This window comes from Pseudomonas sp. W17, assembly GCF_040268305.1.
GTDB classification, from domain to species: Bacteria; Pseudomonadota; Gammaproteobacteria; order Pseudomonadales; family Pseudomonadaceae; genus Aquipseudomonas; species Aquipseudomonas protegens.
This window is the reverse complement of sequence record NZ_CP158490.1, coordinates 5,506,477-5,522,487: the sequence shown is the minus strand read 5'-3', so window position 1 is coordinate 5,522,487 and position 16,011 is coordinate 5,506,477. Positions and strand designations below refer to the sequence as shown.

Here is a 16,011-nt window from a genome sequence, read left to right as displayed (position 1 = left end):
TTGCGATAAGCTCCTTCTCTCTGTGCGCATTTTGCGGATGGCCTGGGCCGTCCGCTTTTTTTTTCGGGCCGGCGCCCCCCCCCCTTCATGAGTAGCGAGACAGCATTGATTTTCAGGACTGCGGCCCATGCATGAGCATCCGCTACAACGCTTTTTCAGATCCTTGCGCGAGCGCCCGGTGTTTGCCTGGGAGCGTTATCAACTGCGTGACGTGCTGGTGATCGATCACCCGCTGTGCCAGGCCGTGTTCAGTCGTCAGGGTGCCCAGTTGCTGCACTTCCAGCCGGCCGGACAAAAGCCCTGGCTGTGGTGTGCGGCGAAGTGGCCGCAGGTGGGGGCGATCCGTGGCGGAGTGCCGGTGTGCTGGCCCTGGTATGGGCGCCATCCCAGCGAAAATGCCTGGCCTTCCCATGGCTGGGCGCGGCTGCTGGACTGGAAGCTGCTGGACAGCAGCAGTGATGAAGAGGGCGTGCGCCTGCACTGGCAATTGCAGTTGTGCGACTGGAAGGTCGACCTGCATGCGCACCTGGGGCAGAGCATGGACCTGCGCCTGAGCACCGAGCACCAGGACACCGAACCCTGCCAGTTGAGCCAGGCTCTGCACGCCTACTGGCGTATTGGTGATGTCGGCGAGATAGCGCTGTCTGGACTCGATGGCGCTCAGGGTTATGACCAGTTGAACCGTCAGGTCTGCCAGCAGCAGGGCGAGTTGCGGGTCGAGGGCGGTTGCCAGCGGGTATTCCAGCACGAGGGTGAGTTGCAGCTCAAGGATCACGCCTGGCAGCGCGAACTGTGCATCGATACCGGGGACCATGCCGACACCGTGGTCTGGCACCCCGGCACCCGGCCGCTGCTGGGGGTGAGCTGGAATGAGGTGTCGCGGTTCGTCTGTGTCGAAGCGGCTGTGGGGGGCACCGACAGCCTGCGCCTGGCGCCCGGGGAGCAAGCGCACCTGAGCTTGCAGGCGCGCGCTGCGGGGTAGGGAGCCGGCTGGCCGGCGAACCGCCCCGGCTTCAGTTGAACTCGTCGCCCACCGGGTAGCGGCTGGCGTTGAGGCTTTCCTTGATCTTGCGCAGGTGCGGCTGGAAATCCACGCCGCGGCGCAGGGTCATGCCGGTGGCCAGCACGTCGAGCACGGTGAGCTGGATGATCCGCGAGGTCATCGGCATGTAGATGTCGGTGTCTTCCGGTAACGGGATGTTCAGGCTCAAGGTGCTGGCCTTGGCCAGTGGCGAGTTTTCTGCGGTCAGCCCCAGCACCGAGGCGCCGTTTTCCCGGGCGATACGCGCCACTTCCACCAGTTCGCGGGTGCGGCCGGTGTAGGAAATGATCACGAACAATTCGCCGGTATGAGCCACCGACGCGATCATCCGTTGCATCAGCACATCGGCGTGGGCGGTGACGGCGAGGTTGAAGCGGAAGAACTTGTGCTGGGCGTCCAGGGCCACCGGGGCCGAGGCGCCGAGACCGAAGAAGTGGATCTGCCGAGCCTGGATCAACAAGTCCACGGCCTTGCTGATCAGGTTCGGGTCCAGGGCCTGGCAGGCGCTGTCCAGGGAGGCGATGGCGCTGCCGAAAATCTTTTGCGTGTAGGCTTCTGGGTTGTCGTCGGCCTCCACGGCACGGCTGACATAGGCCGCACCGCTGGCCAGGCTCTGGGCCAGTTGCAGCTTGAGTTCCGGGTAGCCGCTGACGCCAAAGGAGCGGCAGAAGCGATTGACCGTCGGTTCGCTGACCGAGGCAGCCTGGGCCAGGGCGGCGATGCTGAAGCGAGTCGCCTGCTGCGGGTTGAGCAGGATGACTTCGGCGACTTTACGTTCCGCCTTGTTCAGTTCTTCAAGACGGTTCTGGATCTGCTCCAGAAGGTTTCGCACTCGGTCCATTAAGGTTTCCTAGATCGGCTAGACAGGCGCTGCGGGCAGGGCCGGGAAGCGGTCAATCGAGCAAGGCGCGCCGACGGATTGTCGGTGCAGGCCTTTTGAGCTTGCTGCGATTGCGCTGCGCACCGGGTCGCTGGCGCGCCTGCAATGCGAAGTTGAGAGGTGGCCTATCCTACTGATGGCCCGGATCGACCACCACCTGGAATCTGTATTTTGTAAAAATGTTGTGTTTATTACTACATTTTTCCTTGAGTGATGCCTTGAAAAAAGGTATTTGTAGCTTAACTTGATAAAAGAACAAACATCATGCCTTCGATAACGGTTGAACCCTGCACCTTTGCCTTGTTTGGCGCGCTGGGCGATCTGGCGCTGCGTAAGCTGTTTCCTGCCCTGTACCAACTCGATGCCGCCGGTTTGCTGCATGACGACACGCGCATCCTGGCCCTGGCCCGCGAGCCTGGCAGCGAGCAGGAACACCTGGCGAATATCGAAACCGAGCTGCACAAGTATGTTGGCGACAAGGATATCGATAGCCAGGTCTTGCAGCGTTTTCTCGCCCGTCTGAGCTACCTGCATGTGGACTTTCTCAAGGCCGAGGACTACGTCGCCCTGGCCGAACGTGTCGGCAGCGAGCAGCGCCTGATTGCCTACTTCGCCACGCCGGCGGCGGTGTATGGCGCGATCTGCGAAAACCTCTCCCGGGTCGGGCTCAACCAGCACACCCGTGTGGTCCTGGAAAAACCCATCGGCTCGGACCTGGATTCATCACGCAAGGTCAACGACGCGGTGGCGCAGTTCTTCCCGGAAACCCGCATCTACCGGATCGACCACTACCTGGGCAAGGAAACGGTGCAGAACCTGATTGCCCTGCGTTTCGCCAACAGCCTGTTCGAAACCCAGTGGAACCAGAACTACATCTCCCACGTGGAAATCACCGTGGCCGAGAAGGTCGGCATCGAAGGCCGCTGGGGCTATTTCGACAAGGCCGGCCAACTGCGGGACATGATCCAGAACCACTTGCTGCAACTGCTCTGCCTGATCGCCATGGACCCGCCGGCCGACCTTTCGGCCGACAGCATCCGCGACGAGAAGGTCAAGGTGCTCAAGGCCCTGGCGCCCATCAGCCCGGAAGGCCTGACCACCCAGGTGGTGCGCGGCCAGTACATCGCCGGCCACAGCGAAGGCCAATCGGTGCCGGGCTACCTGGAGGAAGAAAACTCCAACACCCAGAGCGACACCGAGACCTTCGTCGCCCTGCGCGCCGATATCCGCAACTGGCGCTGGGCCGGTGTGCCGTTCTACCTGCGCACCGGCAAGCGCATGCCACAGAAGCTGTCGCAGATCGTCATCCACTTCAAGGAACCCTCGCACTACATCTTCGCCCCCGAGCAGCGCCTGCAGATCAGCAACAAGCTGATCATCCGCCTGCAGCCGGATGAAGGTATCTCGTTGCGGGTGATGACCAAGGAGCAGGGCCTGGACAAGGGCATGCAACTGCGCAGCGGTCCGTTGCAGCTGAATTTTTCCGATACCTATCGCAGTGCACGGATCCCCGATGCCTACGAGCGGTTGTTGCTGGAAGTGATGCGCGGCAATCAGAACCTGTTTGTGCGCAAAGATGAAATCGAAGCCGCGTGGAAGTGGTGTGACCAGTTGATTGCCGGGTGGAAGAAATCCGGCGATGCGCCCAAGCCGTACGCGGCCGGGTCCTGGGGGCCGATGAGCTCCATTGCACTGATCACGCGGGATGGGAGGTCTTGGTATGGCGATATCTGATTTGCAACTGCCGGCGGGCGTGCGCGCCCACGAATTCCGCAGCCCCACGCTGCTGGCTGAAGGCCAGGCGCTGAAGGTCGCCGAGCTGCTGCGCGAGGCCATTGCCGCGCGCGGTAACGCCACCCTGGTGGTGTCCGGTGGCCGTAGCCCGGTGGCGTTTTTCCAGGCCCTGGTGAAGCAGGAGCTGGATTGGTCCAAGGTGCTGATCACCCTGGCGGACGAGCGCTGGGTGCCTGTGGAGCATGCCGACAGCAATGCGGGCCTGCTCAAGCGCTACCTGCTCCAGGGGCCGGTGGCCAAGGCTCGCTTCCTCGGCCTCTACAGTGCGGCGGCCAATCTTGAAGAGGCTGCCCTGCAAGCGGACAGTCTGCTGGCCGAACTGCCGGGCATCGATGTGCTGGTGCTGGGCATGGGGGATGACGGCCACACCGCGTCGCTGTTCCCCAACAGCCCGAACCTGGCTGAAGCGCTCAAGGCCGATGGCACTCGTCGCTGCTGGCCGATGCTGGCGCCCAGCGTGCCCCATCAGCGCCTGAGCATGAGCCGGGCATTGCTGGCTTCGGCCCGCAACAGCCTGTTGTCGATTTCCGGTCAGTCCAAGCTGACCACCCTGAGCGCCGCACTGGCTGGTGACGCTGTCGCCGAAATGCCGATTCGCGCCTTCCTGCAAACCCCGTTAGAGATTTACTGGTGCCCATGAGCCAAGGATCAGCCGCTATGACAAACCTCGCCCCGACCGTTTCCATGGCGGACAAAGTTGCCCTGATCGACAGCCTCTGCGCCAAGGCGCGGATCCTGCCGGTGATCACCATTGCCCGCGAGCAGGATGTACTGCCGCTGGCCGATGCCCTGGCGGCCGGCGGCCTGACCGCCCTGGAAGTGACCCTGCGTTCGCAGTTCGGCCTCAAGGCGATCCAGATCCTGCGCGAACAGCGTCCTGAGCTGGTGACCGGTGCCGGCACTGTGCTCGACCCGCAGATGCTGGTGGCGGCGGAGGCGGCAGGTTCGCAGTTCATCGTCACCCCGGGCATCACCCGCGACCTGCTGCAAGCCAGCGTGGCCAGCCCGATACCCCTGCTGCCGGGGATCAGCAATGCCTCCGGGATCATGGAGGGTTATGCCCTGGGCTACCGCCGCTTCAAGCTGTTCCCGGCGGAAGTCAGTGGTGGCGTGGCGGCGATCAAGGCCCTGGGCGGGCCGTTCGGCGAGGTCAAGTTCTGCCCTACCGGCGGCGTCGGCCCGGCCAATATCAAGAGCTACATGGCGCTCAAGAATGTGATGTGTGTCGGCGGTAGCTGGATGCTCGATCCCGAGTGGATCAAGAACGGCGACTGGGCACGGATCCAGGAGTGCACGGCCGAGGCCCTGGCCCTGCTGGACTGAAGGTTCTACCCGATTCGTTGGTGTGTTCTACGGCTTTACGGTGCGCTTGGTCGGCGCACCGTTTTTTTTTGCCTGGAGAATAGCGCTGCCCGGCGCGCGACAGGCGGGCAGGGCTTACCGGCCGGCCAGGTCGGTGAGGGCTTCGATCAACTGCTGCATATGCGCAAGGGGAGTGGTCAGCCCCGGAGTGATGCGGATGCAGGTGCCGAACCCTGCGCCATTGCGGGCCACGGTAAACAGGTTGTAGTCCCGTAGCAGGCGATCCGCCAGGGCTTGCTGGTCCTGGTGGCGGGTGAAGCGCATAGCGCTGATGGCGCAGCACAGGCGCGGGTCCTGCGGGGTCATGACTTCCAGTCCGTCCATTTCGCGCACCGCTTCGCTCCAGCTATGGCGCAGGTAGTTCAGGCGCGCGCCCTTGGCCGCCGCACCACCCATCGCCCGGTGTTCCTCGAACACCCGGGGCAGGGTCATCAGCGCCGGAATGTTTGGCGTGCTGTAGGGCGTACGGGCGCGCACGTCGTCACGGGGAAAATGGAACTCGTCCATGTCCGGGTCGATGTCTTCCAGGCGTTCGGGGTGGATATACACAAAGCCCAGGCTCAGCGGTGCGCCGATCCACTTGTGCAGGTTGAAACCGGCGAAGGCGATGCCCAGGTCGCGAAGGTCGAAGTCGATCTGGCCCAGGGCGTGGGCGCCGTCGAGGATGATGTCGACCCCGTGTTCCCGAGCGGCGGCGGCAATCGCCCGGACCGGCATCACCAGCCCGCTGCGATGGGTGACATAGGTCAGGGGCATCAGCTTGAGCCGTGGGTAGCGCTCGAAAGCGTCTTTGTAGGTGCTTACAAGGCTGTCAAAACTGGCAGGATGCCGGTGGACGATCTCTATCACTTCGACGCCGCGCTGGCGGGCCAGCCAGCGCATGGCGCTCTTGACCGTGTCGTACTCCAGGTCGCTGAGCAGCACCTGGTCGCCCGGTTGCAGGCGGTTGTAGTTGCGGATCAGCGATTGCAGGGCGTCGGAGGCACAGCGGGTCAGGGCCACAGCGTTTTCCGGCGCCTGCAGCAGCGCCGCCAGTTGGCGGCGGATGTCCAGCGCGTCGATCTGCTCGAAGCGCTGGCGTACCAGCAGCGAGTTGCTGCGGTTCACCCACTGGATGTTGTGCTGGTACTCCTGGGCCACGCTGCGGGTCATGCGCCCGAAGTAGCCGTTTTCCAGGTTGATCGGCCCCGGCTCGATGTCGAACTGGCGAGCGATGCCCTGCCAGTGATCTTCGTCGTGGGCAAGTGTGGCTGCAGTCCTTGGCATGGAGGGCTCTTTTTCAGTGACGGGGTTTGGGTTTGCCATGTTTGGCCCGCAGGGGATCGAGCAGGTCGCTAAGGCCGTTGTGGTCGATTTCCTGCATCAGGGCCAGCAGGCCGCCGAGTTCGCCCTTGGGAAAACCTTCCCGGGCGAACCAGTTCAGGTAGGGGCCGGGCAGGTCGGCCAGGATTCGGCCCTTGTATTTGCCGAAGGGCATTTCCCGGGTGACCAGCAGTTCAAGAGTTTCAGGGGTCATGGCGGGGGCTGTCGTGTCATTCAAGAGCCTTGGAAAATACAGGCATTCTGCATGGAGGCCAAATGACAGATCATGCAAATAACTCGGATACAGATTTTTGTATATTTTCTAAGTCATTGAATAGTAAGGAATAAAAATATAATCCAAGTCTGGCATGGCGGGTGCAACAGTTAACTCAACTAACTCAAATCTCGAGTTAACCCAATTCTCGCAACCCACAAGGAACCAGAAAATGACTGACTTGAATAAAGAAGCTATTTCGGTACTCAACAGCCTGATCGAGACCAGCAAGGACGGTCAGGAAGGGTTCAAGACCTGTGCCGAAGACATCAAGCACCCCGAGCTCAAGGCGCTGTTCATCAAGCGCTCCACCGATTGCGCCACGGCCGCGGCAGAACTGCAGTCGGTAGTGCGCTCCATGGGCGGGGATCCGGAAACCTCCACCAGTGTCAGCGGTGACCTGCACCGTCGCTGGGTCGACCTCAAGTCCCTGGTGACCGGCAAGGACGAGGAGGCGGTGCTCAACGAAGCCGAGCGTGGGGAAGACCATGCACTGAAGGCCTACAAGGAGGCCCTGGAGAAGATCAACAAGCACAACCTGGTGGGCATTCGTGATGTGGTAGAGCGCCAGTACCACGGCGTGCAACGCAATCACGACCAGGTCAAGGCCCTGCGCAATCAGGCACGCGCCCGTTCGTAAGGGTCAAAACCTGTCAAAAACGCCAGCCAGTCTGGCGTTTTTTTATGCCGGTGATTTAATGCTGGACGGTATTTAGTTAGCTAGCTAATAATTAGCCCAGCTTCGCTGATGCCTATCGCGACTATCGTTGTGTTTGTCCTGCCAAGAGTTGCCAGCCGTGCCCATTACCCTGCAAGCCCTGCTTGCTCCCAACCTTCCTGCATTGCAGTTCGCGATCAAGACCCTGCTCGGTGGTGGGGTAGCGCTGTGGCTGGCATTGCGCTGGGGGCTGGAGCAACCGGCCTGGGCCCTGATGACCGCATTCATCGTGGCTCAGCCGCTGTCCGGCATGGTCCTGCAAAAAGGTCTGGCGCGGCTGTTGGGGACCCTGGTGGGCACCCTTATGTCGGTGCTGTTCATGGGGCTGTTCGCCCAGACCCCCTGGCTGTTCCTCCTGGCCCTGGCGCTGTGGCTGGGGTTGTGCACGGCCAGTTCGACCCTGTTGCGCAGTGCCTGGTCCTACTCCTTCGTGCTGGCCGGCTACACCGTGGCCATCATTGCCTTGCCGGCCATCAGCCATCCCCTGGGGATCTTCGACCAGGCGGTGGCCCGCTGTACGGAGATTTCCCTGGGCATCATCTGCGCCACCGCCAGCAGCGCGCTGCTCTGGCCGCTGCGCGTCGAGCGACAGTTGGCCGATCAGGCCCGCAGCGCCTGGCACAGCGGGATGCAGGCGGCCCGTGCCACCCTGGCCGGGGATGCCCAGGCCCGCAAGGGCCTGCTGGAGATCCTCGGACGCATCGTCGCCGTCGATGCCCAGCGCGAACATGCCTGGTTCGAAGGCCCGCTGGGCCGCCAGCGGGCCCGGGCGATCGGTGGCCTGAGCCAGAAACTGTTGATGCTGCTGCGCATCTCCCGTTCGGTGCGGCGCCAGTGGAAGCAGTTGGATAGCGTCGAAGCCGCGCGGTTGCAGCCGTGGATGGATCAGGTCCTGGCTGCCCTGGACAGCGCTGATGGGGCCAGCCTGCAAGCCTTGTCGCCACGGGTGCTGGAGGCCTCCCGCGATGGGGCGATCAGCCCGGCGCAGAGTTACTGCCTGGCGCGTTTCAGCTTGTTGCTGGACACCGCCCTGGCTGCCACCCAGGCCCTTTCAGCGGTGCAGGAGGGGCGCGGGGCAATGGTGCAGCCGGCGACGCTGACACCTCACCGCGACTTGTCGCTGGCCCTGGTATTCGGCGCCCGCAGCGCCCTGGCGTTTCTGACGGTGGCCAGCTTCTGGCTGGCCACCGCGTGGCCCGCGGCCTCCGGGGCGATGCTCCTGACCTGTGTGGTCTGCAGCCTGTTCGCCAGCCGCGAGAACGGGGCGCAGATCGGCATGAGCTTCATGCGCGGGATCTTTCTGGCGGTTCCGGCAGCCTTCGTGGTGGGGCAGATCCTGCTGCCCCAGTGGAGCGGTTTCCCGATGCTGGCGATGGCCATGGGCGTGCCGCTGTTCTTCGGCGCCCTGGGCATGGCCAAGCCGCAGATCGGCGCCACGGCCACTTCGTTCTGCCTGCACTTCATCGTGCTGATCTCGCCGATGAACCGCATGAGTTTCGATGTTGCCAGTTTCTTCAATAACGCCCAGGCCATGGTGCTGGGAGTGGGCGCCGCGGTGCTGGCCTTCCATCTGCTGATTCTGCGCAACCCGGCGTGGCACGGCCGGCGCCTGCTGGCTGCGACCCTGCACGATCTGGTGCGCCTGACCCGGCGCAACCTGCGGGGGGCGGAAAGCTGGTTTGGCGGGCGCATGGCCGACCGCCTGTTGCAACTGGCGCGGCATTATCCGGAACTGCCGGAGCCGGCCCGCAGCCGCTGGGACGATGGCCTGCTGGGCCTGGATATCGGCGACGAACTGATGCACCTGCGCCTGAGCCTGGCGGTGGCCCAGGTACCGGTCAGCGCCGCGCAGCGAGCTTATTTCGAGCACCTGCAGCGCACCCTGGAACAAGGCCCGGCGGGCAGTCGCCAGGATGCCCTGGAGCAGCCCAGCGTGGCCCTGCTGGAGGCGCTGGGGCAGCAGCCGCCCAGTGATGCGTTGAAACTGGCGCAGGGCGCCGTCGTGCAATTGCAAAGCAGCTGGCGCAGTTGGTGCCGGCAGCAGGAGGAAAGTCATGGGGCTGCGTGAGTGGTCGCTGGGCGGGGTGCTGCTCAGCCCGTTCCTGATTTATGTGGTGCTGGCGCTGGTGCTGACCGGTGCCCTGCGGATGCTGGTGCGGGTAACCGGGCTGGGCCGCTGGATCTGGCACGAAGCACTGTTCGATTGTGCCCTTTACGTCTGTGTCTTGACGGTCATTACGCTGGTACTGGGGCCCTTATAAGGAGTTGATCATGCGTACACCCGTACGTGTCGTGTTTACCCTCTGCCTGGTGGCGGTGGCGATCTTTGCCGGTTATCACTTGTGGCAGTACTACATGCTTACGCCCTGGACCCGCGATGCGCGGATCCGCGCCGACGTGGTGATAGTCGCCCCGGATGTGTCCGGCTGGGTGCGCGAGCTCAAGGTGGCGGACAACCAGCCAGTCAAGGCCGGCGAGCTGTTGCTGAGTATCGACCGCGACCGTTTCGAGGCCGCCCTGGAAAAAGCCCAGGCGGTGGTGCAGACCCGCCAGCAGCAGTTGAGCCTGCGCGAACATGAAGCCAGCCGCCGCGCTGCTCTTGGCCCCCAGGCCATCAGCGCCGAGTTGCGCGAGAACGCCCAGATCAACGCCGGCATCGCCCGTGGCGAGCTGCGCCAGGCCCAGGCCGAGGCCAAGGTCGCCGAATTGAACCTGGCCCGTAGTCAGGTGCATGCGCCCCGTAACGGGCATATCACCAACTTGCGCCTGGCCGAGGGCAACTACGTCAATGCCGGGCAGCCGGTGATGGCGCTGATCGATGACTCGACCTTCTATGTCCAGGCCTATTTCGAGGAAACCAAGTTGCCGCGGATCCAGGTCGGCGACCCGGTGAAGGTCTGGCTGATGAGCGCCGGTGATGCCCTGCAAGGCCATGTGGAAAGCATCAGCCGGGGGATCACCGACCGTAATGCCACGCCTGACGGGCAACTGCTGGCGGAAGTGGAGCCGACCTTCAACTGGGTACGCCTGGCCCAACGGATTCCGGTGCGGATCAAGCTCGACAAGGTGCCCGAAGGCATCAACCTGAGCGCCGGCATGACAGCCAGTGTGCAGGTGGAGGAGGGTGGCAAACAGTAGGAGCCGGCTTGCCGGCGAAAGCGCCGGCATAGCCTTCGCCGGCAACCCGGCTCCTGGGGAGCGAGACTCAGCCGATGGTGATGGCTGGCAGGGTCGGCAGGGTCACGGTCTGTTGCTTGCGTGGCGCGAGAATCTCGGCTTCGCCGTCCACCACCAGTTCATCGCGCTGGTTGAACACGCGGGTGGCGATGCGCACGCGGAACTTGGGCAGTTTTTCGAGGATCTCCAGGCGCACGGTCAGGGTGTCGCCAATCTTCACCGGCTTCTGGAAGCTCATCTGCTGGCCGATGTAGATGGTGCCCGGGCCTGGCAGCTCGCAGGCCACGGCGGCACTGATCAGCGCACCGCTGAACATGCCGTGGGCGATGCGCTCCTTGAACATGGTGGCGGCGGCGAACTCGGGGTCCAGGTGCACCGGGTTGTGGTCGCCGGACATGGCGGCGAACAGCTGGATGTCACGCTCCTCGACGGTCTTGCTGTACTGGGCGGTCTGGCCGACTTCCAGGGCTTCGTAAGGCGTGTTGGTTACCTGGGTCATGTTGCTGAAATCCTCTGACAGATAAATAAGCGCACTGGCTGCGCACCGATTATTCCGACCGCGGTGGCCGGCGGTGCTGCAGGGCCTGGTCGAGCCAGGCCAGCACGTCGTGGGTCACTTGGTCACGGTTGCTTTCGTTGAACAGCTCATGACGTGCCTGGGGGTAGATATTGAGTTGCAGGCACTGGCTGCCGGCCTCGCGCAACGCGTTGGCCAGATCCTTGAGACGCTTGCCAGCGCTCACCGGATCACATTCACCACCCATTACCAGCAGCGGCAGGCCCGGATCGATCTGCTTCAGGTTGGCAATCTTGCTGATTTGCTGCAGCCCGCCCAGCAGATCGATCCACAACTGGTTGGTGCAACGAAAGCCGCACAATGGATCGGTCACGTACTTGTCGACTTCCTCCGGGTCGCGGCTGAGCCAGTCGAAGGCGGTGCGATTGGGTTTGAACGCCTTGTTGAACGAACCGAAGGACAGCCATTCGATCAGTGCGCTGCGCCCCTGGCCGCCCTGGCGCCAGCGTTCGATGCGGGCGATCAGGCTGGCGGCGCGGTACAGCGCCACTGGCTGGAAATTCGAGCCGCTGAGAATCGCCCCGTGCAGGCTGGCGCTGTGATGTTGCAGATAGGCCTGGGCGATGTAGCTGCCCATGCTGTGGCCCAGCAGCACGATGGGCGTGCCGGGGTGCTGCTGGCCGATGTGCTGGTTGAGGCTGGCCAGGTCGCCGACCACCTTGCTCCAGCCGTTCTGGTCTGCGTAGTGGCCCAGCACCCCCTGTTCCGCCGTCTTGCCGTGGCCACGCTGGTCGGGGGCGTAGACGGCATAGCCTTCGGCGCACAAGGCCTGCGCCAGGCGCGCATAGCGCCCGCTGTGCTCGGCCATGCCGTGGGACAGCAGGACCACCGCCTTGAGTGGCGGCTCGGGCAGCCACTGGTTGACGAAGAGACGGTGGTGGTCGCTCGTGGTCAACCAGAACGTGTCATGGGTCATGGCGATTCCTTTGCTCGAAGACGCTGCACTTTATAGCGCATCGGTGCCTGGGCGTCTGATTCGCGCGCCCGTTGGAAGCAAGATTCACAAAATTAATGACACACTTGCGCATATTTGCCTGAATCGCCATAGCTGCTAACGTCCGAGGAGCCCCGCCCCTGAGAGCGTTGCAGTGGCGGCCCGGACAGCTCAGGTACAAGAGAGGACAAGAATAATGCAACCTGATTTCTGGAATGATAAGCGCCCCGCTGGCGTCCCCAACGAGATCGACCTGGGGGCCTTCAAGTCGGTGATCGAGGTGTTTGAGCGTTCCTGCAAGAAATTCCCTGATCGCCCGGCCTTCAGCAACATGGGCGTGACCCTCACCTACGCCGAGCTGGAACGCTACAGCGCGGCCTTCGCCGGTTATCTGCAAAGCCATACCGATCTGGTTCCGGGAGACCGTATTGCGGTGCAGATGCCCAACGTTTTGCAGTACCCGATCGCGGTATTCGGAGCCTTGCGCGCAGGGCTGGTGGTGGTCAATACCAACCCGCTGTACACCGCGCGGGAGATGCGCCACCAGTTCAAGGATTGCGGGGCCCGGGCCCTGGTCTACCTGAACATCTTCGGCCAGAAGGTCCAGGAAGTGCTGGGGGATACCGATATCCAGTTCCTGCTCGAGGCCCGGATGGGCGACATGATGCCCAGCGCCAAGGGTTGGCTCATTAACACCGTGGTGGACAAGGTCAAGAAGATGGTGCCGGCCTACCACCTGCCCCAGGCCATTTCCTTCAAGAGTGCCTTGCGCCTGGGGCGTGGCCAGAGCATCAAGCCGCTGCAGGTGGGCCACGACGATGTTGCGGTGCTGCAGTACACCGGGGGCACCACCGGCCTGGCCAAGGGCGCGATGCTGACCCACGGCAACCTGGTGGCCAACATGCAGCAGGCGCGGGCCTGCCTCGGCCAGCATGGGCCCGACGGCCACACCCAGTGGCGCGAAGGCCAGGAGGTGATGATCGCGCCGCTGCCGCTGTACCACATCTATGCCTTCACCGCGAACTGCATGTGCATGATGGTGACCGGCAACCACAACGTGCTGATCACCAACCCGCGGGACATCGGCGGCTTCATCAAGGAGCTGAAGAAGTGGCGTTTTTCTGCGCTACTGGGGCTCAACACGCTGTTTGTGGCACTGATGGATCACCCGGATTTCAAGAACCTGGATTTTTCCAATCTGAAGCTCACCAACTCTGGCGGCACGGCCCTGGTCAAGGCTACCGCCGAGCGCTGGCAGAAGCTGACCGGCTGCCGGATCACCGAAGGCTACGGGCTGACCGAAACCTCACCGGTGGCCTGTACCAACCCCTATGGCGAGCGTTCGCGGCTGGGCACCGTCGGCCTGCCGGTACCGGGCACCACCTTGAAGATCATCGATGACCAGGGCGTCGAGCTGCCGCTGGGCGAGCGGGGCGAGCTGTGCATCAAGGGGCCGCAGATCATGAAGGGCTACTGGAACAAACCCGAGGCCACTGCCGAAGTGCTGGATGCCGAGGGCTGGTTCAAGTCCGGTGATATCGCGGTGATCGATCCGGACGGTTTCGTGCGCATCGTCGATCGCAAGAAGGACATGATCATCGTCTCGGGTTTCAACGTGTATCCGAACGAGATCGAGGATGTGGTCATGGCTCACCCGAAAGTCGCCAACTGTGCAGTCATCGGCATACCGGACGAGCGTTCCGGCGAGGCGGTGAAGCTGTTTGTGGTGCCGCGTGAGGCGGGGGTCAGCCTTGAAGAGCTCAAGGCCTACTGCAAAGAGAATTTCACCGGCTACAAGGTGCCCAAGCACATTGTGCTGCGTGACTCTTTGCCGATGACCCCGGTGGGCAAGATCCTGCGCCGCGAGTTGCGCGACATCGCTTGAGCCCAGGGCTTTTGCCTGGCGGGCAAGCCGGTTGGCGCAACCGGCTTGCCCGCTCTGCCTTCCGTGGGGCGCAAAGCCCCGGGCCAGAGCGGAATTCAGGTGGGTAGAATTTTTACTCTAAAAGTGACTATTTAAGTGTCTTGAGTCATTTTTGTGACTATTCAGGCCTTCTTTGGCTCTAGTCGGCCTTTTCCAAAGCTGCTACTCTCGGCGCGCTTTGTGACTTCTCGGCCTAAGTAAAAGCCAGACTCACCAACAATAGACACCAATAAAAAACACAGACAAATAATAATCGCATCAAATGCGGTGATGAATTCGCGTTGCTGAGGAGTGGGCTTCCATGATCGAAGACTTTTGGAAGGATAAGTACCCAGCTGGGATTGCTGCCGATATCAATCCAGACGAGTATCCGAATATTCAGGCGGTGTTGAAGCAGTCCTGCCAACGTTTCGCTAACAAACCGGCCTTTAGCAACCTCGGCAAGACAATCACCTACGGTGAACTGTCCGAACTGTCCGGGGCCTTTGCCGCGTACCTGCAGCAGCATACCGATTTGCAGCCCGGCGATCGAATCGCCTTGCAACTGCCCAACCTGCTGCAATACCCGATCGCGGTATTCGGTGCGATCCGCGCCGGCCTGATCGTGGTCAATACCAACCCGCTGTACACCGCGCGGGAAATGGAACACCAATTCAACGACTCCGGCGCCAAGGCCCTGGTCTGCCTGGCCAACATGGCCCACCTGGCAGAGGCCGTGGTACCCAAGACCGGGGTCAGGCACGTGATCGTCACCGAAGTGGCGGACCTGCTGCCGCCGCTCAAGCGCCTGCTGATCAACAGCGTGGTCAAGTACGTGAAGAAGATGGTGCCGGCCTATCACCTGCCCCAGGCCGTCAAGTTCAATGACGTTCTGCGCAAGGGCCATGGCCAGCCAGTGCAGGAAGCCAATCCTGCCAGTAGCGACGTGGCAGTGCTGCAATACACCGGTGGCACCACCGGGGTCGCCAAGGGCGCCATGCTGACCCACCGCAACCTGGTGGCCAACATGCTGCAGTGCAAGGCGCTGATGGGCTCCAACCTCAATGAAGGCTGCGAGATCCTCATCACCCCGCTGCCGCTGTACCACATCTATGCGTTCACCTTCCATTGCATGGCCATCATGCTCATGGGCAACCACAACATCCTGATCAGCAACCCGCGGGACTTGCCGGCGATGGTCAAGGAGCTGTCGAAGTGGAAGTTCAGCGGCTTTGTCGGCCTCAACACCCTGTTTGTCGCCCTGTGCAACAGTGAAGCGTTCCGCAAGCTGGATTTCTCGGCGCTGAAAGTCACCTTGTCCGGTGGCATGGCCCTGCAACTGGCGGCGGCCGAGCGTTGGAAGGAAGTGACCAACTGCCCGATCTGCGAAGGCTACGGCATGACCGAGACCAGCCCGGTGGCCACGGTCAACCCGATCCAGAACATCCAGATCGGCACCATCGGCATTCCGGTGCCTTCGACCCTGTGCCGGGTGGTGGACGACGCCGGGGAAGAGCTGCCCCTGGGCGAAGTCGGCGAACTGTGCGTGAAGGGCCCGCAGGTGATGAAGGGCTACTGGCAGCGCCAGGATGCCACCGATGAAGTCCTCAACAGCGAAGGCTGGCTGAAGACCGGTGATATCGCGCTGATCCAGCCCAATGGCTACATCCGCATCGTCGACCGCAAGAAGGACATGATTCTGGTCTCCGGTTTCAACGTCTATCCCAATGAGCTGGAAGACGTACTGGCCTCGCTGCCGGGCGTGCTGCAGTGCGCGGCGATCGGCGTGCCGGACGAGAAATCCGGTGAGACCATCAAGATCTTCATCGTGGTCAAGCCGGGCGTGACCCTGACCAAGGAGCAGGTGATGGCGCACATGCGTGCCAATGTCACCGGCTACAAGGTGCCCAAGGCTGTTGAGTTCCGCGATGCGTTGCCAACCACCAACGTCGGCAAGATCCTGCGCCGCGAGCTGCGTGACGAAGAGCTGAAGAAGCTCGGCGTGAAGAAGTAAGCCGCAGCGCCCACAAAAAAGCCCCGCCAGTGCG

The 16,011-nt window shown here is 62.7% G+C and carries 15 protein-coding genes; 10 read left to right on the top strand and 5 right to left on the bottom strand.

Features of this window, described 5'->3' with window-relative positions; translation table 11 throughout:
* The first annotated feature begins 127 nt into the window (after nucleotides 1-127).
* A complete protein-coding gene (locus ABCR88_RS25270) occupies nucleotides 128-982 on the top strand; it encodes a D-hexose-6-phosphate mutarotase (protein ID WP_019094568.1) in 855 nt (284 codons plus the stop codon).
* 31 nt (nucleotides 983-1,013) lie between these two features.
* On the opposite strand, the gene ABCR88_RS25265 is transcribed toward ABCR88_RS25270, so the two are convergent.
* Nucleotides 1,014-1,874, bottom strand: a complete 861-nt coding sequence (locus ABCR88_RS25265; protein WP_169892262.1) for a MurR/RpiR family transcriptional regulator — start codon at nucleotides 1,872-1,874, stop codon at nucleotides 1,014-1,016.
* A gap of 312 nt (nucleotides 1,875-2,186) precedes the next feature.
* Here ABCR88_RS25265 and zwf point away from each other — a divergent pair, with 312 nt between their 5' ends.
* From zwf to ABCR88_RS25250, 3 genes are read left to right on the top strand one after another with little or no spacing between them, the layout of a single operon-like run.
* The gene (gene zwf / locus ABCR88_RS25260) at nucleotides 2,187-3,656 is read left to right on the top strand and encodes a glucose-6-phosphate dehydrogenase (RefSeq protein ID WP_015636738.1); all 1,470 of its coding nucleotides are present in this window, start codon (nucleotides 2,187-2,189) and stop codon (nucleotides 3,654-3,656) included.
* Nucleotides 3,643-4,356 carry a 6-phosphogluconolactonase gene (gene pgl, locus ABCR88_RS25255; RefSeq protein ID WP_019094569.1) on the top strand — a complete coding sequence of 238 codons (714 nt, stop codon included), beginning with the start codon at nucleotides 3,643-3,645 and terminating at the stop codon, nucleotides 4,354-4,356. Before zwf ends, pgl begins: the two co-directional genes overlap by 14 nt.
* 17 nt (nucleotides 4,357-4,373) lie before the next feature.
* Nucleotides 4,374-5,039 carry a bifunctional 4-hydroxy-2-oxoglutarate aldolase/2-dehydro-3-deoxy-phosphogluconate aldolase gene (locus tag ABCR88_RS25250; protein ID WP_015636736.1) on the top strand — a complete coding sequence of 222 codons (666 nt, stop codon included), beginning with the start codon at nucleotides 4,374-4,376 and terminating at the stop codon, nucleotides 5,037-5,039.
* Nucleotides 5,040-5,153: 114 nt separating this feature from the next.
* Here ABCR88_RS25250 and ABCR88_RS25245 read toward each other — a convergent pair whose 3' ends face one another.
* Nucleotides 5,154-6,344 carry an aminotransferase class V-fold PLP-dependent enzyme gene (locus ABCR88_RS25245; RefSeq protein ID WP_350403654.1) on the bottom strand — a complete coding sequence of 397 codons (1,191 nt, stop codon included), beginning with the start codon at nucleotides 6,342-6,344 and terminating at the stop codon, nucleotides 5,154-5,156.
* Nucleotides 6,345-6,357: 13 nt separating this feature from the next.
* On the bottom strand, nucleotides 6,358-6,594 hold the full coding sequence (locus ABCR88_RS25240) for a DUF3820 family protein (protein ID WP_015636734.1): 237 nt from the start codon (nucleotides 6,592-6,594) through the stop codon (nucleotides 6,358-6,360).
* Nucleotides 6,595-6,826: 232 nt separating this feature from the next.
* Here ABCR88_RS25240 and ABCR88_RS25235 point away from each other — a divergent pair, with 232 nt between their 5' ends.
* The 4 genes from ABCR88_RS25235 (at nucleotide 6,827) to ABCR88_RS25220 (ending at nucleotide 10,510) form a co-directional block, all read left to right on the top strand.
* Entirely contained in the window at nucleotides 6,827-7,294 is a 468-nt protein-coding gene (locus tag ABCR88_RS25235; protein WP_011062859.1) for a PA2169 family four-helix-bundle protein, read from the top strand.
* Between the two features lie 157 nt (nucleotides 7,295-7,451).
* On the top strand, nucleotides 7,452-9,440 hold the full coding sequence (locus tag ABCR88_RS25230; RefSeq protein WP_011062858.1) for an FUSC family protein: 1,989 nt from the start codon (nucleotides 7,452-7,454) through the stop codon (nucleotides 9,438-9,440).
* Nucleotides 9,427-9,633, top strand: a complete 207-nt coding sequence (locus ABCR88_RS25225; protein ID WP_011062857.1) for a DUF1656 domain-containing protein — start codon at nucleotides 9,427-9,429, stop codon at nucleotides 9,631-9,633. The genes ABCR88_RS25230 and ABCR88_RS25225 overlap by 14 nt, the downstream gene beginning before the upstream one ends.
* A 10-nt stretch (nucleotides 9,634-9,643) precedes the next feature.
* On the top strand, nucleotides 9,644-10,510 hold the full coding sequence (locus ABCR88_RS25220) for an HlyD family secretion protein (protein WP_350023117.1): 867 nt from the start codon (nucleotides 9,644-9,646) through the stop codon (nucleotides 10,508-10,510).
* A gap of 67 nt (nucleotides 10,511-10,577) precedes the next feature.
* Here ABCR88_RS25220 and ABCR88_RS25215 read toward each other — a convergent pair whose 3' ends face one another.
* The gene (locus tag ABCR88_RS25215; RefSeq protein WP_011062855.1) at nucleotides 10,578-11,048 is read right to left on the bottom strand and encodes a MaoC family dehydratase; all 471 of its coding nucleotides are present in this window, start codon (nucleotides 11,046-11,048) and stop codon (nucleotides 10,578-10,580) included.
* A 49-nt stretch (nucleotides 11,049-11,097) separates the two neighbouring features.
* Nucleotides 11,098-12,042, bottom strand: a complete 945-nt coding sequence (locus ABCR88_RS25210; protein ID WP_041119587.1) for an alpha/beta hydrolase — start codon at nucleotides 12,040-12,042, stop codon at nucleotides 11,098-11,100.
* A 214-nt stretch (nucleotides 12,043-12,256) separates the two neighbouring features.
* Here ABCR88_RS25210 and fadD2 point away from each other — a divergent pair, with 214 nt between their 5' ends.
* Both fadD2 and fadD1 read left to right on the top strand, forming a co-directional pair.
* Nucleotides 12,257-13,945: a long-chain-fatty-acid--CoA ligase FadD2 gene (gene fadD2, locus ABCR88_RS25205; protein ID WP_350403653.1), complete on the top strand. Its 1,689-nt coding sequence runs from the start codon at nucleotides 12,257-12,259 to the stop codon at nucleotides 13,943-13,945.
* A gap of 340 nt (nucleotides 13,946-14,285) precedes the next feature.
* Nucleotides 14,286-15,977, top strand: a complete 1,692-nt coding sequence (gene fadD1 / locus ABCR88_RS25200; RefSeq protein ID WP_350403652.1) for a long-chain-fatty-acid--CoA ligase FadD1 — start codon at nucleotides 14,286-14,288, stop codon at nucleotides 15,975-15,977.
* The last annotated feature ends 34 nt before the right edge of the window (nucleotides 15,978-16,011 follow it).